19 protein-coding genes are annotated in these 21,147 nt (G+C 57.4%); 10 read left to right on the top strand and 9 right to left on the bottom strand.

The features are described from left to right. Window positions 1-24 precede the first annotated feature (24 nt). On the top strand, window positions 25-609 hold the full coding sequence (locus tag OS190_RS00785) for a DUF1285 domain-containing protein (protein ID WP_267156754.1): 585 nt from the start codon (window positions 25-27) through the stop codon (window positions 607-609). Further along, the gene (locus OS190_RS00780; protein ID WP_267156753.1) at window positions 610-1,368 is read left to right on the top strand and encodes a hydroxypyruvate isomerase family protein; all 759 of its coding nucleotides are present in this window, start codon (window positions 610-612) and stop codon (window positions 1,366-1,368) included. 180 nt (window positions 1,369-1,548) lie between these two features. Here the strand turns inward: OS190_RS00780 and OS190_RS00775 are convergent, their stop codons facing one another. The 3 genes from OS190_RS00775 to OS190_RS00765 form a co-directional block, all read right to left on the bottom strand. Then, window positions 1,549-2,187: a glutathione S-transferase gene (locus OS190_RS00775; protein WP_267156752.1), complete on the bottom strand. Its 639-nt coding sequence runs from the start codon at window positions 2,185-2,187 to the stop codon at window positions 1,549-1,551. A 5-nt stretch (window positions 2,188-2,192) separates the two neighbouring features. Then, entirely contained in the window at window positions 2,193-4,985 is a 2,793-nt protein-coding gene (gene polA / locus OS190_RS00770; RefSeq protein WP_267156751.1) for a DNA polymerase I, read from the bottom strand. A 138-nt stretch (window positions 4,986-5,123) separates the two neighbouring features. Continuing rightward, the gene (locus tag OS190_RS00765) at window positions 5,124-5,303 is read right to left on the bottom strand and encodes a zinc-finger domain-containing protein (RefSeq protein ID WP_267156750.1); all 180 of its coding nucleotides are present in this window, start codon (window positions 5,301-5,303) and stop codon (window positions 5,124-5,126) included. Window positions 5,304-5,469: 166 nt separating this feature from the next. Between OS190_RS00765 and gpmI the strand changes: the two genes are divergently transcribed. The 3 genes from gpmI to OS190_RS00750 are packed head-to-tail and all read left to right on the top strand — an operon-like array spanning window position 5,470 to window position 9,456. After that, window positions 5,470-6,987, top strand: a complete 1,518-nt coding sequence (gene gpmI, locus OS190_RS00760) for a 2,3-bisphosphoglycerate-independent phosphoglycerate mutase (protein ID WP_267156749.1) — start codon at window positions 5,470-5,472, stop codon at window positions 6,985-6,987. 20 nt (window positions 6,988-7,007) lie between these two features. After that, entirely contained in the window at window positions 7,008-8,117 is a 1,110-nt protein-coding gene (locus tag OS190_RS00755; RefSeq protein WP_267156748.1) for a murein hydrolase activator EnvC family protein, read from the top strand. Window positions 8,118-8,121: 4 nt separating this feature from the next. Further along, window positions 8,122-9,456, top strand: a complete 1,335-nt coding sequence (locus tag OS190_RS00750) for a S41 family peptidase (RefSeq protein WP_267156747.1) — start codon at window positions 8,122-8,124, stop codon at window positions 9,454-9,456. A gap of 66 nt (window positions 9,457-9,522) precedes the next feature. Here OS190_RS00750 and OS190_RS00745 read toward each other — a convergent pair whose 3' ends face one another. Then, on the bottom strand, window positions 9,523-9,900 hold the full coding sequence (locus OS190_RS00745) for a VOC family protein (protein ID WP_267156746.1): 378 nt from the start codon (window positions 9,898-9,900) through the stop codon (window positions 9,523-9,525). Between the two features lie 39 nt (window positions 9,901-9,939). Between OS190_RS00745 and OS190_RS00740 the strand changes: the two genes are divergently transcribed. Continuing rightward, the gene (locus OS190_RS00740; RefSeq protein WP_267156745.1) at window positions 9,940-10,488 is read left to right on the top strand and encodes a winged helix-turn-helix transcriptional regulator; all 549 of its coding nucleotides are present in this window, start codon (window positions 9,940-9,942) and stop codon (window positions 10,486-10,488) included. A gap of 50 nt (window positions 10,489-10,538) precedes the next feature. Here the strand turns inward: OS190_RS00740 and OS190_RS00735 are convergent, their stop codons facing one another. From OS190_RS00735 to ilvD, 4 genes are all read right to left on the bottom strand, one after another. Further along, window positions 10,539-10,916, bottom strand: coding sequence for a hypothetical protein (locus OS190_RS00735; RefSeq protein ID WP_267156744.1), 378 nt, complete (start codon window positions 10,914-10,916; stop codon window positions 10,539-10,541). Between the two features lie 15 nt (window positions 10,917-10,931). Then, window positions 10,932-11,705, bottom strand: coding sequence for a DUF6478 family protein (locus OS190_RS00730; protein WP_267156743.1), 774 nt, complete (start codon window positions 11,703-11,705; stop codon window positions 10,932-10,934). A gap of 119 nt (window positions 11,706-11,824) precedes the next feature. Beyond that, on the bottom strand, window positions 11,825-12,403 hold the full coding sequence (locus OS190_RS00725; protein ID WP_267156742.1) for a hypothetical protein: 579 nt from the start codon (window positions 12,401-12,403) through the stop codon (window positions 11,825-11,827). Further along, window positions 12,384-14,150, bottom strand: a complete 1,767-nt coding sequence (gene ilvD / locus OS190_RS00720; protein ID WP_267156741.1) for a dihydroxy-acid dehydratase — start codon at window positions 14,148-14,150, stop codon at window positions 12,384-12,386. The genes OS190_RS00725 and ilvD overlap by 20 nt, the downstream gene beginning before the upstream one ends. Before the next feature lie 133 nt (window positions 14,151-14,283). Between ilvD and OS190_RS00715 the strand changes: the two genes are divergently transcribed. The 4 genes from OS190_RS00715 (at window position 14,284) to OS190_RS00700 (ending at window position 20,050) form a co-directional block, all read left to right on the top strand. Next, window positions 14,284-17,391: an ABC transporter transmembrane domain-containing protein gene (locus OS190_RS00715; protein ID WP_267156740.1), complete on the top strand. Its 3,108-nt coding sequence runs from the start codon at window positions 14,284-14,286 to the stop codon at window positions 17,389-17,391. 142 nt (window positions 17,392-17,533) lie between these two features. Continuing rightward, window positions 17,534-18,481 (top strand): acetyl-CoA carboxylase, carboxyltransferase subunit beta, encoded by a 948-nt coding sequence (accD, locus tag OS190_RS00710; protein ID WP_267156739.1) that lies wholly within the window; start codon window positions 17,534-17,536, stop codon window positions 18,479-18,481. Further along, window positions 18,478-19,752 (top strand): bifunctional folylpolyglutamate synthase/dihydrofolate synthase, encoded by a 1,275-nt coding sequence (locus tag OS190_RS00705; protein ID WP_267156738.1) that lies wholly within the window; start codon window positions 18,478-18,480, stop codon window positions 19,750-19,752. Before accD ends, OS190_RS00705 begins: the two co-directional genes overlap by 4 nt. A 106-nt stretch (window positions 19,753-19,858) precedes the next feature. Beyond that, a complete protein-coding gene (locus OS190_RS00700) occupies window positions 19,859-20,050 on the top strand; it encodes a hypothetical protein (protein ID WP_267156737.1) in 192 nt (63 codons plus the stop codon). Here OS190_RS00700 and zapE read toward each other — a convergent pair. Continuing rightward, on the bottom strand, window positions 20,037-21,110 hold the full coding sequence (zapE, locus tag OS190_RS00695; protein WP_267156736.1) for a cell division protein ZapE: 1,074 nt from the start codon (window positions 21,108-21,110) through the stop codon (window positions 20,037-20,039). The genes OS190_RS00700 and zapE overlap by 14 nt on opposite strands. Between the last annotated feature and the right edge of the window lie 37 nt (window positions 21,111-21,147).

Below are 21,147 nucleotides of genomic sequence, written 5' to 3'. Positions count from 1 at the left end.
CTATAACTGGAAATGGCAAAAGCAATGAGTGGACAAAAAACCGTTACCCCAACGGCCGATACGCTGGCAGAAGCGGTAAGAGCTGCAAAAACACGCGGTTTGCCGCCGTTAGAGAAATGGAACCCGCCGTTTAGTGGCGATCTGGACATGCACATCAAGCGGGACGGGACGTGGTTCTATCAGGGAACCCCGATTGGGCGGCCTGCATTGGTCAGACTTTTTTCAACGATTCTATGGCGCGAGGACGACAAGTATTTCCTCGTGACGCCGGTAGAGAAGGTAGGCATAAAGGTCGAGGATGTGCCCTTTGTCGCCGTGGATTTCGATACCGAGGGCGAAGGCGAGGCGCAAAAGCTGACCTTTGTGACCAATGTGGGCGACCGGGCGATGGCTGGTGTGGCCAATCCGATCCGCGTAGAACGTGACCCCGATAACGGTGAACCGTCGCCCTATGTCCTTGTCCGTCGAAACCTTGAGGCGCTCATCGACCGCAAGAGTTTTTACCGGTTGGTTGAACTGGGCACCCATCGTAACGGTTGGTTCGGGGTTTGGTCCGATGGCCAGTTCTTTGGTATGATCCCCTCGAATGAACTGCCCGGTGAGATTTGAATGGGCCTGAAATTTGCTGCCAACCTCAGCCATCTTTGGCCCGAACTGCCCTATCTGGACCGGTTTGAAGCCGCAGCCACAGCGGGTTTCGAGGCGGTGGAGGTGTTGTTCCCCTACGATATTGCGGCCAAGGAAACCAAACGGGCCCTGATGGCGCAGGGGCTAAAGCTGATTTTGATAAATGCACCGCCTCCCAACTATACGGGTGGCGCACGCGGATTTGCGGCGCAGCCGGAAATGGTGGAGCGTTTTCAATATGATATGCGGCGCGTTTTTCGCTATTGTGAAGTATTGGAGGTCTCTTTTGTGCACGTCATGACCGGCATGGCCGAAGGGGAGGCTGCGAAACAGACCTTGATCGACAATCTGAAATGGGCGGCGTCAGAGGCACCCGAGGGACTGATCCTGACGCTGGAGCCGCTGAACGCGGTGGCGCAGCCGGGGTATTTCCTGAATGATTACGCTCTGGCTGCAGAGGTGCTGGCAGCGGTGGATGCGCCGAATGTGGGGCTGCAATACGACAGCTATCATGCGCAGATGATCCATGGTGATGCGGTGACGGTGTTTGATCAGTACCTGTCCCTGATCCGGCATATTCAGATCGGGGACTCGCCGGATCGTGGGGCACCGGGAACCGGTGAGGTGGATTTCGACGGGCTGTTTGACCGGATCAGGGCGGCAGAATATGCCGGTTGGATCAGTGGTGAATATTCTCCCAATGGGTCGAGCGAGGAAAGTTTGGGCTGGATGGTCCGCTAACCCGGCCACCCAGAGAGGGTCTCAACCTGAATTTGGTTAACACCTTTGTTTTCAAGGGCGAATCGGCTGTGCCATGCGTACACCCCCGATACACTCTGCAGTGCAGCTTTTGCGGTATCGGGCAGGGGTTAACCCGGCATGCGCCGGTGTTGCGTTAACGACATGCCAACGCCCGGTGGTTTATTCAGGGAAATAGAACGGCGCGTCACCGGACTGCCAAGGAGGGTATTTTGACATGATTTGTGCAAAGGCGGCAGAGTCCAGAAATGCGGCAAGCCACGCCTGAAGCTTCGGCCATGGTTGCGCGTCAAACCACGGCTTGTCGATAAAGGCGAATTGGCGGACGAAGGGCAAGGTTGCGAAATCGGCAAGCGTTGGTTTGCCGTAGATGTATCCGTCAATTTGTTGGTTCAGCTCGTTTAGGATGCCGGCGGCGATGGCGCGGTGTTCCTGCGGGTCTTCATCGGGATAGCGTGTGGCATATTTGGTGCGATCGAGGGCGGTTTTGAACTCTCCGTCCACGCGGTTGATCAGCGCATGACCGTCCTGGGGCATGTCCAACCACTCCTGTGGATCGGCGCGATCAAGCGCCCATAACATGATGTCCAGGCTTTCGTCGATGACATGGGACTGCGCATCCACGCCGGGCTGTACTGACAAACAAGGAACCGTGCCACTGGGCGAAGTATCAAGAAAGGCCTGCGGTTTGTCGCGCAACAGGATCTCGCGCAACTCTACCTGAACGCCGGAACTGGCAAGGGCAAGGCGTGCCCGCATGGCATAAGGGCATCGTCGAAAGGAGTAAAAAACCGGTGGCATGACGTCTAATGCGCCTCTGCCCAATTGGCCCCTTGCCCTGCGTCAACGGTAAGCTTCACGGCAAGCTTGACCACAGGATCATTGGCGTTTTCCATGACATCACGCGCGGCTGTGATCAGCGCCTCCTCATGCCCCTGATCGACCTCGAACAAGAGTTCGTCGTGCACCTGCAACAGCATCGTCGCGGGCAGATCCTTGATCGCATCGGGCATGCGGATCATCGCACGCCGGATGACATCGGCGGCGGTACCTTGTATCGGTGCGTTGATTGCAGCGCGGGCGGCGAACCCGGCATGTGGTCCCTTGGCAGTGATATTGGGTGTATGAATTTTGCGCCCAAACAGGGTTTGGACAAAGCCGTGTTCTTTGGCAAATGCCTTGGTGTCCTCCATATAGGTCCGGATGCCGGGGAAACGTTCGAAATAACGGTCGATGAACCCCTGTGCCTCACCGCGCGGGATGCGCAGGTTGCGGGCCAACCCAAAGCCGGAAATGCCATAGATCACACCAAAATTGATCGCCTTGGCACGCCGGCGAATGTCGGGTGTCATTTCGTCCATCGGCACATCGAACATTTCAGAAGCGGTCATGGCGTGGATGTCATCGCCACGCTCAAAGGCTTCCTTGAGCGCGGGAATATCCGCGATATGTGCCAGAATGCGCAATTCGATCTGGGAATAGTCAAGCGCGACCAGTGTCTTGCCCTCCTCCGCGATAAAGGCCTCGCGGATGCGGCGGCCTTCTTCGGAGCGGATCGGGATATTTTGCAAGTTGGGATCGGTCGAGGCAAGACGCCCGGTGGAGGCACCAGCGATGGAATAGGACGTATGAACACGGCCTGTTTCGCGATTGATATGCGTCTGCAGCGCATCGGTATAGGTGGACTTGAGCTTGCTCAATTGGCGCCAGTCCAGAACCCGAGCGGGAAGTTCGTGTTCCGTTGCAAGATCCTCAAGAACGTCGATACCGGTCGAATACTTTCCGTTTTTCCCCTTCTTTCCCCCGTCGATGCCCATTTCGTCGAACAATATCTCGCCCAGTTGCGCTGGTGAGCCCACGTTGAACTTGCGGCCGACGATCTGATAGATTTCGTCTTCGAGGCCTGCCATCTTTTGAGCAAAGGCGTTGGACATGCGTGACAGGGTATCCCGGTCGACCTTGATGCCGGTGCGTTCCATATCCGCAAGTACAGGAACCAGCGGGCGTTCAAGTGTTTCATACACCCTGGTGACCTGTGCGCTGTGCAATTGCGGTTTTAACACCTGCCACAGCCGCAGAGTAATGTCGGCGTCCTCCGCGGCATAGGCCACGGCGTCTTCCAGGGGGACCTTGTCAAAGGTGATGGCCGATTTGCCGGATCCAAGCAGCGGCTTGATCGGGATCGGCGTGTGGCTGAGATAGCGTTCCGACAGGGTGTCCATGCCGTGACTGTGCAGGCCAGCGTGCTGGGCGTAGGACATCAGCATTGTATCGTCGAAGGGGGCCAGTGTGATGCCGAGTTGGGCAAAGATCTTGGCATCATATTTCATGTTCTGCCCGATCTTGAGGATCGCTGGGTCCTCCAGCATCGGGGTCAGCATGCACAAGACCTCTTCGGTTTTCATCTGTCCTTTGGCAAGTTCATCAGAACCGAACAGATCATCGGTACCTCTGGATTTGTGGATCAGTGGGATGTAACAGGCTTTGCCCGCTTCGGTTGAGAGGGAAATACCGACCAGTTCAGCGGTCATTTCATCCAGACCCGTGGTTTCGGTGTCGACGGCGACATGGCCAAGCTCGTAAATCGCATCCAGCCAATCCTGCAGCGCGGCGGCGTCACTGATTTTCTCGTATGCTGCGGGATCAAAGGCCACCTCCGAGAGTTGCGGCGCATCCGGTGCCGGTGGCGCATCGGCAATCACCGGCGCTTCCCGGCCCAATTGCTCTGCGATACGTTTGGACAGGGTGCGGAATTCCATCTCGGCAAGAAAGGCAAGAAGCCTGTCGGGATCAGGGGCGCGCACCTCAAGGTCGTCGAGAGTAAAATCAAGCGGCGTGTTTTCATCCAGCAACACCAACCTGCGCGACAAACGGATTTGATCGGCATGGTCGATCAATGTTTGCCGGCGCTTGGGTTGCCTGATTTCGCCCGCCCGTTCCAGCAGACTGTCAAGATCGCCATATTCATTGATCAACAGGGCCGCCGTCTTGATCCCGATGCCGGGTGCGCCGGGCACGTTGTCGACGCTGTCACCTGCCAGGGCCTGCACATCGACGACCCGTTCCGGGTAGACGCCGAATTTTGCAAATACCCCGTCGCGGTCGATGCGGTTGTTCTTCATCGCGTCGAGCATCTCGACCCCGTCACCCACCAATTGCATCAAATCTTTGTCGGAGCTGATGATGGTACAGCGCCCCCCCGCGGTGCGGGCCTGCACGGCAAGGGTGGCAATAATGTCGTCCGCCTCGAAACCCTCTTTCTCCTCGCAGGCAATATTGAAGGCCTGGGTCGCCGCGCGGGTCAAGGGCATCTGCGGGCGCAGATCTTCGGGCATCGCATCGCGGTTGGCCTTGTACAGGTCGTACATATCATTGCGAAAAGTATGGCTGCCCTTGTCGAAAATCACCGCCGCATGGGTCGGCGCGTCTGGGCCGCTGTTCCCCTCTACATAGCGGTGTAACATATTGCAGAAACCGGCAACTGCCCCGATGGGCAAGCCGTCGGATTTGCGCGTCAAGGGAGGCAGCGCGTGATAGGCGCGAAAGATGAACGCAGAACCGTCAATCAGATGCAGGTGGTGGCCTTTGCCGAATGTCATGCGCGTTCTCCCTCGGTGCATGCTGTCTTTTGCCACGAAGCAGCAGGTGCTACCAGAGGGGTTTGCGCCCCTCCTGTTGCTTCATCTTGCCTCTAAACTCATCCACCGGTGCCACGGGCGCGAACCGCCTGCTGGGGTTCAGACCTTGCCTTCGAAATCCGCATGAACAAATTTGCAATCACAATAGCCGCATTCGACGAAGCCGACATCCCTGGGAATCTGCAACCAGACGCGGGGATGGCCAAGCGGACCTTCGCTGCCGTCACAGGCAATGCGATAGGTGTTCACGATCCGTGTCTCTGGCGCGGGCTGGCTCATGGGGTTTCCTTGGGTTGAACTAAGCTGTGAACTCTTATGCCCAAAGGGTCACAGCGCAGCAAGGGGGAGATGATCAAATCACATCTTGCAAAGCTGTACACAAAGTGGTTCCCGCCATCCCCGCAACAGGGTAAAAGACGGCAAATCAAGCGGTGAGGCAGAACAAATGAGCGCTCCAAGACCTGTGGTTCTGTGCATTCTGGATGGCTGGGGCCTGAGCGACCGGCGTGTGGGTAATGCGCCCGTGCTGGCAGATACGCCGAACATGGACAAGATCATGGCAACCTGCCCCAAGGCAGCGCTGATCACCCACGGCCCCGACGTCGGTCTGCCCCGAGGGCAGATGGGCAATTCCGAAGTGGGGCATACCAACATTGGTGCGGGGCGTGTCGTTGCGATGGACCTGGGCCAGATCGATCTGGCGATCGAAGACGGGAGCTTTGCGCGGCAGCCACCGTTGAATGAGTTTATTGGCAAGATGAAGGGCTCAGGTGGCACTGCGCATCTTTTGGGGGTCGTTTCCGATGGTGGTGTGCACGGGCATATAAACCATATGATCGCGGCGGCCCATGCCCTGGATGTGGCCGGTGTGCCGGTGAAGATCCATGCGCTGACCGATGGGCGCGACGTGGCACCCCGGTCGGCCCTGGGGTATTTCGAGATCTTGCAGGCGGCCTTGCCGGAGGCGGTGGAAATTGTCACCGTCACGGGGCGTTATTTTGCAATGGACCGCGACAATCGCTGGGAGCGAATCGCGCAGGCGGCCGATGCGGTATTACATGGCGGTGGGCTGGGCGGGACCTCGGCGCAGGGGGCTGTGGAAAACGCCTATCGCAGGGGAGAGGACGATGAGTTCATTCAGGCCACGGCGTTGAAAGGCTATGCCGGTGCGCAGGATGGCGATGGTTTGTTCTGTTTGAACTTTCGTGCGGATCGGGCGCGCGAGATCATGGCGGCGCTGGCAGATCCGTTCTTTGCCGCTTTTGAGGTCGGGGCACGCCCGACGTGGGCGGCGGTCATGGGCATGGCGCAATATTCGGCCGATCATGCCGCCTATATGTCAACGATGTATCACAAGCCTGAATTGCCCAATACGTTGGGCGATTGGGTGGCAAAACATGGACTGCGCCAGTTCCGGTTGGCCGAAACTGAAAAATACCCGCATGTGACATTCTTCCTGAATGGTGGCGAAGAAACGGTCTTTGCGGGAGAAGTGCGTCAGATGCCGAAATCACCTTCAGTTGCGACCTATGATTTGCAACCGGAGATGTCATCCGGCGAGGTAACGGATCATTTTGTCCAGGCGATCAAGGAAGGTTATGACCTGATTGTCGTGAACTATGCCAATCCCGACATGGTCGGTCATACGGGGGACCTGGCCGCGGCGATGGCGGCCTGTGCGGCGGTAGATGCCGGTTTGGGACGGGTGTTGGCGGCGCTGGAGGCTGCTGGCGGTGCCATGATTGTAACGGCGGATCACGGCAATTGCGAAGTGATGATCGATCCTGAAACCGGGGGAGCGCATACGGCGCATACGCTGAATCCTGTGCCGGTGATATTGGTTGGCGGGCCAGAGGGGGTGCAATTGCGGGATGGGCGGCTGGCAGATCTCGCACCGACGCTTCTGGCGCTGATGGGGCTGGAACCTCCTTCTGAAATGACCGGCGTTTCCTTGATCATATGATGAAGCACCTTGGACTGATAATGGCCCTGTTATGGCCAGGTTGCCTGCTGGGGCAGTCGCCGACGGCGGAGCTGGCACGCGAGGCGGCGCAGGCCCTGGAAGAGGCGTCTGCCATGTTGGACGAGGCCGAGAGCGCGCGGGATCGAGTGCGGGCGTTGACCACAACCATTCAAGCCTTCGAATCCGGGCTGGGTGCAATGCGTGCCGGGCTGCGCGGTGCTGCGATCAACGAAGCGCAGCTGACCGCGAAACTGCAATCACGTGATGAGGAGGTTGCTGAACTTCTTGGGGTGTTGCAAAGCATGGGGGGCGTGCCCTCGCCGGTGATCTTGTTGCATCCTGATGGGCCGACCGGCACGGCACGGGCGGGCATGTTGCTGGCGGAACTGACGCCGGCATTGAACAAGCGCGCTGATGCCCTGCGCACCGATCTGGAGAATGTACAGACCCTGCGTGCCCTGCAGGCGGATGCGGCCAAGCGTCTGCAGGTGGGGTTGACGCAGGTGCAGGAAGCGCGTGCCGCATTGAATCAGGCGATGGCGAACAGAACCGACTTGCCCATGCGCTTTACCGCGGACCCTGTGCGCACCGGTATCCTGATCGCTTCGACCGAAACGCTGGACGGTTTTGCCAGCGGCCTGTCTGAAATCATCACGGATGAAGTTGAACCGGCACCTGCCACGCTTGATGGGCAAATCGGTGCCTTGCCCTTGCCGGCGCAAGGTCTGGTCCTGCGACGTGCAAACGAGGCGGATGCGGTGGGTGTGCGGCGCCCCGGTCTGATCCTTGCCACGCGGCCCGGGGCGATTGTCACCAGCCCGACGGCGGCGACGATTCGCTATGCGGGTGTGTTGCTGGATTTCGGCAATGTTGTCATACTTGAACCGCAGGCCGATACGCTATTTGTTATTGCAGGGCTTGATGTGGTCTATGGCGAAACAGGGCAGGTGATCGCGGGGGGCACGCCCATCGGGTTGATGGGCGGCGCATTGCCGCAAGACGGCACCGAATGGTCACCCCTTCGTGAAGGGTCTGGCAACGAGCGTTCAGAAACGCTCTATATAGAAGTAAGAGAAAACAATACGCCACAGGACCCAGAGCTTTGGTTCCGAACGGACGAGGATGGATAGCAAGATGAAGAAATTTGTAATGGCTGCGGTCGGTGGCACGGTACTGGGTGTAATCGCTACGACCCAGATTGCAGCCCCCCTGTTGGCACAAGAAAGCGCCAAGACCGAAAATGTCTATGAGCAACTGGATCTTTTCGGTGACATTTTTGAACGCATTCGTGCGCAATATGTGACCGAGACCGACAGCAGCGAATTGATTGAGGCGGCCATCAACGGCATGTTGACCTCGCTTGATCCTCATTCCAGCTATCTGTCACCCAAGGACGCTGCCAAAATGCGCGAGCAGACACGGGGCGAATTTGGCGGTTTGGGAATCGAGGTGACGCAGGAGGAAGGTTTCGTAAAGGTCGTATCGCCGATTGACGGCACACCGGCGGACGAAGCGGGCATCGAAGCGGGCGATTTCATCACCCATGTAGATGGAGAGAGCCTGTTGGGTCTGGTGCTGGATGATGCAGTCGAATTGATGCGCGGGCCTGTGGGATCCGAGATCGTGATCACCGTTGTGCGTGAAGGAGAGGCAGAGCCGTTTGATGTCGCGATTATTCGTGACACGATCCAGTTGACTGCAGCCACTGCCCGCACTGTGGGGCAAACAGCCGTCTTGCGCCTGACCACCTTCAACGAACAGACCTACCCGAAAATGAAAGAAGGTCTGGAAGCGCAGTTCGAAGCGGCGGGTGGTATTGAAAATATCAACGGTATCGTGCTTGACCTGCGCAATAACCCTGGTGGGTTGTTGAACCAGGCCATCGCGATTTCGGATGCTTTCCTTGAAGAAGGCGAGATTGTTTCAACCCGTGGTCGTGAATTGAGTGATGGCGACCGTGTGAACGCCACGCCGGGTGATTTGAGCATGGGCAAACCGATTGTCGTGCTGATCAACGGCGGTTCGGCCAGCGCATCCGAGATTGTTGCAGGTGCGTTGCAGGATCACCGCCGGGCGATTATTGTCGGGACCAAGAGTTTCGGCAAAGGTTCGGTGCAGACTGTGATGCCGTTGCGGGGCAACAGCGCGATGCGCCTGACCACGGCACGCTACTATACACCTTCGGGCCGTTCGATCCAGGCGCTGGGCGTGTCTCCGGACATCGTTGTGGCGCAGCCGCGTCCCAAGGTTGAGACAGCAGAGGAAGAATCGGCCTTGCGTCCACGCCGTTCCGAAGCGGATCTGCGCGGCAGCCTGAACAACGACAGCCTGACAGAGGACCAGATCAAACAGATCATGGATGACCGCGCCAAGGCCGAAGCCGCGGCGGATTTGCGTGAAGAAGATTATCAGTTGGCATATGCCATTGATATTCTGAAAGGCCTTTCGGCGCTTGGTCCGAAAGAATAAAGTCCGATATTTGGTTGGAAATGGGGCCTCGCTGGTGACAGCGGGGCCATTTTTTCAGGGGGGGGGTCAGGTGCCGGTTGTCAGATCCTGAGCGAGCATGAGGGCGTTGTTGTCAGGGTCATAGAATGTGGCGGTTTTGACCATGCCTTCGACCACATCGGTTTCACCGTCGAATTTCACATTTGCCTGTTCCAGTTTCGCGCGCGCGCTGTCCAGATCCGCGATGCCAAAAACCGGAACGCAGTTTCCCGGCGCGGGTTTGGTATGTTCCCCAAGGCCCAGTGCCACGCCGGGGGTGTTGGTTTGCAGCTCGCTCCAGCCTGCCTCGTCCGCATGATAGAGCGTTTCGAACCCCAGCATGTCGCCGTACCATTTGGCGCTTGCGTGGCGGTCAGTCACAGAAAGGGCAATGGTGATGGTCTGATCGACTGAAACAAGTGACATGGGCTTTCCTAACAAGTAAAAATGTATTAACTATACTTTATGTACATTGATTCACTTGTCAATATCACATCAAAGGCTTGGGCATTGCCCATATTGTCGAGCCTGCATGAGGGTGTGGCGGGGCGTCAGGCCACATTGCTTGCCGCCACCGGTGCGGGCCGGGCCGCGTTTGCGCAAAGCATGGAGCATCTTGTCAGGATCGGACTGATGGAGCGAAATCCGGGGCATGGGCATCCGCTGCGTCCGGAGTTCCGCCTCACGGCGGCGGGCATTCCGGCAGCGGCAATGGCGAGCAAGATCTTGAACGCGGCAGGCAAGGAAGATCACGACCTGTTGCGCCGGACATGGACGGTGCCGATACTGACGTCGCTCCATACACCCTGCCGGTTTAATGAGATCAAGCGTAACCTCAGCTCGATCACCGACCGGGCCTTGTCGCAATCGCTAAGGATAATGGAAGACAGAAGCTGGGTGTATCGTAATGTGAACGAGACAGCGCGACCGCCATGGTCCGTCTATAGTGCGATCAACACGGGGAATGCGATCAGCCGGATCACCGGGCCGGAAGTTCATTTTTTCCAAGCATAGCTGGCCACAGGCAGGGCCAGTATTTGGTGCGCATGAGTTAGCGCGCAGCGTTAGCCGGTTTCGACGCAATGACGCCGGAATGCGCTTTTGAGCATGTCGAGTTCGGCCCGTAGCAGGTCCATTTCGGCGCGAATATCATCTGCCAATGCTTCACCTGAAATCAAGGTAATGTGGCCGATTTTCGTGTTTGTATCGGAATCTGAAATGATCAGGGTTTGAACACCATCGGCAATCGCCCGTGCAGGGATCGGCACGGACAGGGTCCAGTGATCCGCGCTTTGATTGTAGGTCAGCAGGATGTCTGGAACGGCGATGCCCTCAAGCGTCACCTCGATCTTAGGCTTCGCATCATCATCTGTAAGGCCGGTGATGATACCTTGCCAGACGCCTTCTTTCATCTTGGTTTTGGTCAGTTGCAACGATGACATGGCGTTCGGCCCTTTCTATAGATGCGCACGGGGACGACGTGAAAAGGTGAGATCGCGCAGGATCACCTGGTTCATCTGCGGCCCCTCAAAGATCAGATCGACCCACGCCCGCTCAACCCGTTTTTCGTTGAGATTGGAATAGGCCAGGTCAAATTCGACGCGGTGGTTTTCCTCGTGTAGAGGCAGTTCACGAACGATCTGTTCGGTGTTGGGCCCGTGTTTGATGTTGAGTCTGGCGAATATCTCAAGCGGTTTTTCCATCTCGACCAACGCATCCATCCGCAACAGATGTGTGCGCTTGAGGTTGTCTGTGCCTTCGGCAGGCAGATCAATCACCAGTGACAGGAACGAGCCGTCAAACTGGAAAACGTCCAGACGCAGGCCATATGGTGCCAGGTCTTCCTCGCGTAGGTTGCGCAACTGGCGCAGGGTCAATTCGGAGAATTCACAGTCATGAAACAAGGTGACTTCATTGCCCAGCATTGATTTGGTCTGTACGGCAGAGAAGCCCGGCGTTGCCAGTGGCCCCCGCCAGAGTTCCGGGCGCCAGGCCCAATCGGCGTTATGCGGTTTGGCAAAGCTGGTCGAGCCAATCATCGGCAAGGCAAGGCGTTCGTCAGCGGTATGGATCAGCTTGTCCAGATGGGTTTTCAACACGCGTGCGCGATTGCGCTGCCGACGCAGAACCGGCAGTTCGGTCAGGTGCGCGCGGCGGGCCGCACGCGCCCATCGCTGGATATTCCTTGAGAACATCTTGCCATCCAGAAAGCCGAATGAAATTTTGGACATGACGCCTGTGCCTTGATGGTTCTTGGTGTTTGCGCAGCTTATCGGTGCGATTGGTTTCATTCAAATAAATAGGCGACAATCACAGGCATTATTCTGCTGTGTTGCCAAAGTCGAAACAATCAGTCCTGTGTTTCTGAACTCATCTTGGCAATCAGGGCAACCAGCAATGCACGGCCTTCGGCACTGACGGCGCGCCCGCCTGCGGGACCATAAAGCGCAAGGCCCATCATCTGTGTGCCGACTCGTGCGGTCCCGCGCCAGTGGGTGCCGCTTAACCCCTTGGCAGGAGACGGACCCCTGGCACGAAATGTCACACTGTTTTCGTATTCAACCGCATCCGATGGCGCATCAAGGCCAAGAGCGGTTGTGGTATCAAGCGCGGTTGGGATCGTTGTGCTTGCGCGTGAAAAGCTGGCCGTCAGAATAGCCGTAGGTGCCCCCGCAGAGGCAGAGGGCGCACCCAAGGCGTCACAGCGTGCCATCAAGGCAAAGTTCTGTTTCAATGAACTCTTGTCGATGCAAAACCCGATAGGAGCCATCAGCGTGACGGCACCAAAGGCCATTTTTGCCTGTGACAGCGCGACCGGTCTTGTTGCGGTCGATGTTTGTGGGAATGCACCGCCCTGACCTTCTTCGCATGCCGCAAGCGAGATCAGGGCGAGAGCGGCAAGCGCGCCCTTATAGTTCCATGTAATCATGGGTTTCTGCCGCAGCGCCGGGATGTGTGACCGCACCCAGATAGGTTGGGCCGACCAGTTGCGCATATTTCCACAGGGCACCAGAGGCATAGTTTGTGGGACGCGGGCCGGTCCACTTTGCCTTGCGGGCGGCCAGTTCCTCGTCCGTCAAGTCTACGGTGATGCTCCCTTCGATGGCATTCAGGGTGATCATGTCGCCATTCTGGAGAAGGCCGATCGGGCCGCCTAGTGCCGCTTCGGGGCCGACGTGACCGACACAGAAACCACGGGTCGCACCGGAGAAACGACCGTCCGTGATGAGCGCTACTTTTTTGCCCATGCCTTGACCGGAGAGTGCGGCGGTTGTCGCCAGCATTTCGCGCATGCCGGGCCCACCACGCGGACCTTCGTTGCGGATCACAAAGACGTCGCCTTCGGAATAGGTGCGGTTTTGCACCGCTTCAAAGGCATCCTGTTCACATTCAAATATCAGTGCAGGGCCGGTAAAGACAATGTCATCTTCGGACATGCCCGCGATTTTCACGATGGCCCCTTCCGGGGCAAGGTTCCCTTTGAGCCCGACAACGCCGCCGGTTTTGCTGATCGGGTTGTCGATGGCGTGGATGACCTTGCCGTCGGCCTCGCGGGTGATCTTGTCCAGTTCCTCACCGATGGAATAGCCGGTGGCCGTCATACAGTCGGTATGGATCAGACCAGCCTTGCGCAACTCGTTCATTACAACCGGCACACCGCCCGCGTCGTACAGGTCTTTGGCGACATAGGCACCGCCCGGTTTCATATCGACAAAGTGCGGCGTGTCGCGGAAGATTGCGCAGACATCTTCAAGGAAGAACTCGATGCCGGCTTCATGCGCCATGGCGGGCAGGTGCAGACCCGCGTTGGTGGACCCGCCGGTGCAGGCCACGATGCGCGCCGCGTTTTCAAAGGCTTCGCGGGTACAGATGTCGCGGGCACGGATGTTCTTTTCGATCAGGTTCATGACAGCGGCACCGGAAGCGCGGCCATATTCGTCGCGATCCTTGTACGGCGCGGGCATGCCTGAGGAGTTGGGCAAGGCGAGGCCAATCGCTTCAGAGACACAGGCCATGGTATTGGCCGTGAACTGACCACCACAGGCCCCCGCTGAAGGGCAGGCAACACGTTCAAGAATTTCGAGTTCCGCTTCGGTCATGGTGCCGGACTGATAGTTGCCGACGGCCTCGAACATGTCCTGAACCGTCAGGTCACGTTCCGCGAAACTTTGCGGTACATCCGCACCTTTAGGCGCTTTGCCGGGCAAGATCGATCCACCGTAAAGAAAAACCGAAGGCGTGTTCAGGCGCAGCATTGCCATCATCATGCCGGGAAGGGATTTGTCGCATCCTGCCAAGCCGACAAGCGCGTCATAGCAATGCCCGCGCATGGTCAGCTCAACAGTATCGGCAATGGCATCGCGTGATGCGAGTGACGAACGCATGCCTTCATGGCCCATAGCGATCCCGTCAGTGACGGTAATGGTGGTGAATTCGCGCGGTGTGCCCTGTTCGTCCTTGACGCCGGCCTTGACTGCCTGGGCCTGACGCGACAGTGCGATATTGCATGGTGCGGCTTCATTCCAGCAAGTAGCGACGCCGACCAGCGGCTGGTGAATCTCTTCTTCTGTCATGCCCATCGCGTAATAATAGGACCGATGCGGTGCACGCGCTGGCCCTTCGGTCACATGACGGCTGGGCAGTCTGGTTTTATCAAAACGCTGGTTGCTGGACATCTGATGGCTCCCTCGGAAAATCTTGTCTAGAACGGAATAGTCGTGCAGGTGCTGCGCTGCAAGGCCAAGTGGTAATGTTGTAATGCCTGTGCCACGGACCTAGTTTGAACCAAAGCGCATTTGAAAGCCCCTAATGGAACCCAGCATCTTTTCCTTCATCTGGAAGTATTCACGCCGCGAACAGATGATCCTGCTGGCGTTCACCCTTGTCACCTTTCCATTCCTCTATGCCACTCTGGAACTGCCCAAGCGGATCATCAACGATGCCATCGGATCCGAAAGCGATGTGGTCGATGTCCTGGGCATGGAGTTCACGCAGGTCCAATTCCTGCTGACGCTCTGTTTTGGCTATCTCGGGGCGGTATTGGTGCATGGGCTGCTCAAGATGCGGCTGAACACCTTGAAAGGTGTGGTTGCCGAACGCATGTTGCGCCGGTTTCGCTACCAATTGGTTAGCCGGATGATGCGGTTTCCGCGCAGTTATTTCCAGAACACCAGTCAGGGGGAATTGGTGTCGATGGTCACGTCCGAGGCAGAGCCGATGGGGGGACTGATGGGTGACGCTGTGGCGCAACCGGTGTTTCAGGCCGGTCAGATGCTGATCATCGTGTTTTTCCTGTTTTTGCAAAGCCCGTGGTTCGGGCTGGCGGGTGTGGCGCTGATTCCGTTGCAAGCCTGGTTGATCCCGATGTTGCAACGCCAGATCAACCTGTTGAACAAGGAACGCATCAAGGAAGTGCGCCATTTTGCGTCTGAGATCGGCGAAACGGCGGCTGGGATCACCGATCTGCGCACCAATGGCGGCTGGCGATACCGTCAGGCGGCGTTTACGGATCGTTTGGGACGGCTGTTCGAGGTGCGCTTTCGAATCTATCAAAAAAAGTTCTTTATGAAGTTCATCAACAACTTCATCACCCAAATGACCCCGTTTTTCTTTTACTCCGTTGGTGGATACCTGGCGATCAAGGGAGATATTACCGTTGGTGCGCTGGTTGCTGCCCTGGCGGCATACAAGGACCTGTCCAGCCCGTGGAAGGAACTGCTGGTCTATTACAACCAGACCCAGGATATGGCGTTGCGCTGGGACGTGGTGATCGAACGGTTCGACCCGATCAATATGATCGATCAAAAGTTGTTTGACGATGCGCCCGAAACTGCGCCGCATCTGCGCGGTGACATAGAATTATCCAATGTTTCGGTGCGCAATGGTGGTGGTGACATGGTGTTGCGCGACATTTCACTGACCATACCCGTGGGCAGTCATGTCGCGTTGCAGGTCAACAACCAGTCAGAACGCACCGCCCTGTCAGAAGTCCTGACCCGTGAGATCAATCCGACGCGGGGCCATGTCACGATGGCGGGTCATGACCTTGCCGGTCTGCATCAGGCGGTGGTCGCGGCGCGGATCGGATACGCGCAGTCGCAGCCCTATCTGTTTCAAGGAGATGTTGGCAGCAACCTGTTGATGCCGTTGCGCACCAGCCCGAAAACCGTGTTGTGGGACCCCAACCACAAGGACCGTTTTTCAATCGAGGCGCAACGCAGCGGCAATAGTCCCGACAGCACCCGCGCTGATTGGCTGGACCCGGCAATCGCCGATCTGAGCACCAAGGAAGAGGTCATGGCCTTTTGGTATGAGATCACACAGGCGCTTGGCACCGCTGATACGATATTCGACCGCATGCTGGATGCGATAATGGTGCCCGAAAACCATCCAGAGCTGGCCCGCCGCATTGTCGGTTTGCGCGATGAAGTGCACAAACAGTTGGTGGCCGAAGGGCTGGACAAGGTGGTTTACCGTTTTGATCCCGCGTTGTTCAATCCGGCTGTTCCTTTGGGAGGCAACCTGATGTTTGCCGCCCCAAGATACGCCATCACTCAGGAAGAGCTGGTGGCCGAAGGTGGTTTTCTGGCCATGGTCATGGATCAGGGTCTGGCCGAACAGGGCATCGGTATATCCCAGACCCTGGTGGAAACGCTGCACCGGACATTTGGTCTGGACGGCACAGACCATCCGCTGTTCACAGCCTTGGGTATTGATGAATCGCTTTATGAACAATTGGTCGATATTGCGCAGCGTCGCCGCGAACGGGGTGATCATGCGCTGTCTTCGCGTGAATTCGCGCTGCTGTTGACGGTGCCTTTTGCCCTGACGGCCGAACAGATCGGCCCGTCCTTTCCGGAGAGCTTCAAACAGGAAATCCTGCATGTTCGCAAAACCAATGGGGCGCGTTTGCGCGAACAGGCAAAGGATTTGTTCATCGCGATCGAACCAGAGACCTATATGCCGCGGGCGACGGTGCTGGAAAACCTGCTTTATGGACGTATTTCTGCCATGGCCGGTCTTCAAGCCGATCTGGTGCGGGACGTGGTGACGCAGGTGTTGGAAAAACACGATCTGAAACAACAGGTGTCGCAGAACCTGTTTGATGTCCCCACTGCCATCGGTGGCACAAATCTGCCAGCGGCATTTCAACAACGTGCCGCCTTTGGGCGTGCGGCGATCAAACGTCCGGATGTATTGGTTCTGAACCAATTGCTTGTCGGTAAGGACGTAAAGGCACAGGCGCAGGTGCGCAATCAGCTGAGTGAGTTGCTGCCTCAAACAACACAGATCTATATCAACGACACATTTGCGGCACCGCAGGATTTCGACCTGCATGTTGAGATCAAGAACGGACAGATCAACGGGGTCGAGACCTCGGATCAATTCGAATACGAAGATCCGGCCTCTAACGATCTGCGCCGCAAACTACAGATTATCTCAGAAAACGAATTGTTCGCCTCCCTGGACCGGCGCAGTCAGCGGTTGCTGGCATTTGCAGCGCAATGGTACACCGCCGAGGCGGGGCAGCGGATCTTTTCGGCCGCGGAGCGCCCGGATGCTGCATATCTGTGTCTATCGGGGCAGGCGGTACTGGGAAATACCGGCGAGGATGGCGTGTTTCGCCATGTTTCAGATGTGGTGCCAGGACGGTTGATTGGTGATCTTTCGATCATTCTGGACGAGCCGCGCCAGTTGGACCTGACTGCCGTCGAGGAGACCAGATTCCTGCGCATCGGGGCAGAGCAGTTCAGATCAGTGATTGAAAGCGACAAGGTGGTTTTGCTGAGCTTGCTGCGGACCGTCGCTGGTTATTTGACGGGGGTAGCGGATATTCTGATTACCCAAGGGATCGATGTGCCCCGCGACACGCCATTGCCCTCGCCGACGGACAAACCGGATGACGCCGAAAAATAACGGGGCCCTTCTATGGCTTGAAGGGCGGCGATAAGCATCAAACCGTGGCTGTGCCCGGTCGTGCAGATGGACATCAGCCGTTGATTGCATTTTCGCTGGGCTAGGCTTATCTCGGTACCAACCAAAGCATCAGGAACCCCGCATGAACTGGATCAACAACTATGTCCGTCCTCGGATCAACTCGATCTTTTCTCGGCGCGAGACGCCAGACAATCTGTGGACCAAATGTGATGATTGCGGCACCATGCTGTTTCACCGCGAAGTCTCGGACAACCTGAACGTCTGTACGAACTGCGACCATCACATGCAGATCAGTCCGCGTGAACGGTTGACCGCGCTTTTTGATGGGGGCGTTTTTGTCGAGGTCGAGGTGCCATCACCGACGCCTGATCCGCTGCATTTTCGAGATCAGAAAAAATACCCGGACCGTTTGAAAGCGGCCCAAAAGGAAACCGGAGAGGCCGAGGCCATGTTGGTCGCCACGGGCGAGATGGGGCGCACACCGATTGTCGCGGCCTGTCAGGATTTTTCGTTTATGGCGGGATCCATGGGGATGTATGTCGGCAATGCTATTGTTGCAGCGGCAGAAGAAGCCGTAAAGCTGAAGCGCCCGCTGATCCTGTTTTCGGCGGCTGGCGGGGCGCGGATGCAAGAAGGGATCTTGTCCCTTATGCAGATGCCGCGCACGACGGTCGCGGTGCAAATGCTAAAGGAGGCGGGGCTGCCCTATATCGTGGTGCTGACCCATCCGACTACCGGTGGTGTGACGGCAAGCTATGCGATGCTGGGTGATGTTCATATCGCCGAACCTAACGCGCTGATCTGCTTCGCCGGACCACGGGTGATCGAACAGACCATCCGTGAAAAACTGCCCGATGGCTTTCAGCGGGCGGAGTATTTGCTGGATCACGGCATGCTGGACCGTGTTACACACCGCACCGCCTTGCGTGATGAACTGATCAGTATCACGCGTATGTTGCTTGGCTTGCCGCCTGCTGTGCGCGGGGATCTGCCGCCCCCTGACAAGGGCGGTGAACTGGACAATGCATTGACCGAAACGGCCGTGGATCAGGGCAGCAAATCTAAATGAACGCACAAACCTCGGATGTCATTCTGGAACGGATGATGGCCTTGCACCCCAAGGTGATGGATCTGACCTTGGATCGGATGTTCAGGTTGCTTGCGGCGCTGGACAATCCGCAAGAGCGCCTGCCGCCGATCGTCCATCTTGCGGGTACCAATGGCAAGGGGTCAACCCAGGCGATGATCCGTGCGGGCCTTGAGGCGGCGGGAAAAACGGTGCACGCCTATACCTCACCGCACCTGGCACGGTTTCATGAACGCATTCGGCTGGCGGGTACCTTGATCGATGAAGAGGCGCTGGCGGCTGTTCTGGATGAATGTTACGCGGTCAACGCGGACCAGATGATCACCTATTTCGAAATCACTACCGCAGCCGCCTTGTTGGCTTTTGCCCGCATGCCAGCAGATTTCACCTTGCTTGAGGTCGGCCTGGGCGGGCGGCTGGACGCGACGAATGTCACCGACAAAGTGACGCTGAGCATCATCACCCCTGTATCGCTGGATCACCAGCAATATCTAGGGGAAACATTGGCCGAAATCGCAGGCGAAAAGGCCGGGATCATCAAGCGCAATGTGCCCTGCGTCGTTGGCCCGCAACAGGACGAAGCGCTTGAGGTAATCGAGGCGGTGGCGGCAAAAAAGGGCGCGCCGCTGATGGTCTATGGGCAGCATTGGCACGTCGGGATTGAAGGGGAACGCATGGTCTATCAGGACGATCATGGACTGCTGGATCTGCCGTTGCCTAATCTGCTGGGGGCACATCAGGTACAAAATGCCGGTGCTGCGTTGGCGGCGCTACGGTTGTTCGGTATGGATGCGAAAGCCTGCGAGGCAGCTGTCACCACCGCCCAGTGGCCCGCGCGGATGCAGAGATTGCGAACTGGCCCATTGATAGAGATTGCAGGTACTGCCGAACTTTGGCTTGATGGCGGACATAATGCGGCGGCGGGGCAGGCCCTGGCGGCGGTATTGGCACAGGGTGGCGCGCGCCCGACGCATTTGATTTGCGGCATGCTGAACACCAAGGACATCACAGGGTATATGCGCCCTCTTGCCGAGCATGTGCAAAGCCTGCAAGCGGTTTCGATTCCGGGTGAGGCGGCGACCTTGTCCGCGGCAGAAACTGCCCAAGCGGCGCGTGCCGTGGGCATTGCAGCAACGGAAGCAGACAGTGTCGAGACTGCCCTGCGCAGCATCATCAAGGTGGATCCACTGGCCAAGATACTGATTTGCGGGTCGCTTTATCTGGCTGGTGCCGTTTTGCGTCAGAACGGATAATTTTCCGAGCCGTTACTCTACAGTCACAAAACGGTGGTTTAAGATTCCTCAAAATTCAGAAGTGCCCGTGCGGCGCGATAGCTGATATGTGATGAGGAAGAGCGTGATGAAAAAACCTGTAAAAACGGTAAGGAAACCTGACGATTCGTCCCAGAAAAAGGGGTTTTCACAGATGGTTTTCGTGTTGATTGGCCTTGCGATCATCGCAGGCGGGGTTTGGTCGCTCTATATGAACGACGCCCCCTATCACCCAGAGGATCAGGTGACGCGCGGCAGTTTCTCACTCATCGCTGATTAGCATCTACGCCCCAGCCATCTGACTGCATTTCGCGCAACCGTGAGGCCGTGCGTTCGAATTCGAAGGTGCCTTCCCCCTCAAGATACAACATTTCCGGCGCTGCGGCGGCGGAACAGATCAACCTGACCCTGGCTTCATAAAGAGCATCGATCAGGGTGACGAACCGCTTTGCCTCGTTGAAATTGCTCCGACCCAGTGACGGTATCCCGTCCAGCAGCAAGACCCGCACCGCTTCGGCCAGTGCAAGGTAATCTGCAGGTCCGAGGGCAGTGCCACAAAGGTCATGAAACCGGGCCCGCGCCATGCCGTTGTGGTATTGGGGGATCTCGACATCGCGGCCCTTGACCCGCAGAACAAGCGGGCTGCCTGCACTGCCTGCCAGATCCTGCCAGACAGCATCCATGGCACGGCGTGCCTCTGCATTCACAGGGGTAAAGTAAACCTGTGTGCCCGCCAGTCGGTCCTGGCGGTAGTCTTTGGGGCTGGCGAGTTCATGCACCACCATTTTGGCTTTGATCAATTCGATGAATGGGACAAAGAGGTTGCGGTTCAACCCGTCTTTGTAAAGCGCGTCTGGCAATCGGTTGGAGGTAGTGACGACGACGACCCCGGCAGAGAACAGGGCCTCAAACAAACGCCCGACGATCATCGCATCGGTGATGTCGGTGATCTGCATTTCGTCAAAGGCCAGCAAACGAACAGAGGCCGCAACCTCTGCGGCGACAGGGGCAATCGCATCATCGACACCGGTTTTACGGGCTTCGTGCATTGCACCATGAATTTCCTGCATAAAGGCATGAAAATGCACGCGTCGCGTCGGGATACCGTCCAGATGGTCGACAAACATATCCATCAGCATGGATTTGCCACGTCCGACACCGCCCCAGAGGTACAGGCCTTTTGGTGGTTCCGGAGCTTTGCGAAACAGGCCTCTTTTGACAGGGTGCAGAAGGGCGTCGCGTATGCGGTCGAATTCGGACAGCACAGCCAGTTGCGCATCGTCGGCATGTAGGGTGCCGTTTTCAATCATCGCATCATATGTTTCGCGCAAACTGGTCATGGCACAGCCTTATCCCATGCGGCATGGGTTTGAAAAG

Source organism: Sulfitobacter sp. F26204, assembly GCF_026410305.1.
Lineage (GTDB): Bacteria > Pseudomonadota > Alphaproteobacteria > Rhodobacterales > Rhodobacteraceae > Sulfitobacter.
The sequence above is the reverse complement of the archived record's forward strand: the minus strand, read 5'-3'. Positions and strand labels throughout refer to the sequence as shown.